The organism is Pseudomonas sp. P7548, assembly GCF_013386585.1.
Lineage (GTDB): Bacteria > Pseudomonadota > Gammaproteobacteria > Pseudomonadales > Pseudomonadaceae > Aquipseudomonas.
In genome coordinates this window covers 1-493 of the sequence record NZ_JACARO010000199.1, presented here as the reverse complement: position 1 = coordinate 493, position 493 = coordinate 1, and the positions used below count along the sequence as shown (strand labels likewise).

At 61.5% G+C, this 493-nt stretch carries 1 pseudogene; it reads left to right on the top strand.

The features are described from left to right. Positions 1 to 447: pseudogene (locus tag HX803_RS32220) on the top strand (mechanosensitive ion channel domain-containing protein); the annotation flags it as partial. Positions 448 to 493 lie beyond the last annotated feature (46 nt).

The following is a 493-nucleotide window of genomic DNA, read 5'->3' as shown; positions in this document are numbered from 1 at the left end:
GAGTTGCGTATGACCCAGGTGCACCTGCTCACCGATTACATCGGGCGCAAGCAGGCCGAACTCAAGGCCTGGAACGAAGCCCAGGGCCACAGCGCACAACTGTCGGCCAACCGCCGCCGCATGACCAACCTCGGCACCTTCCGCGCCTACGCCCTGGCCTACCTGAAAAGCCACCCAGACATCCAGCCAAACATGACCTGCATGGTGCGCCAGATGCAGACCACCGCCCAAGGCGTGCCGCTGGAGATCTACTGCTTTACCCGCACCACCGCGTGGGCCGATTACGAGCGCATTCAGGGGGATATTTTTGACTACCTGCTGGCGGTGCTGCCGGAGTTTGGCTTGAGCTTGTATCAGCAGCCGAGTGGCAATGATTTGCGTGCGGGGGTGTTGCCTGCGGTATTGGGCGCCAGCCATTTGCCGTCCCTGGAAAATAAATCAGCCTGACGCCACCAAGCCCACTGTAGGCGCGAGCTTGTGTGGGAGCGGGCTT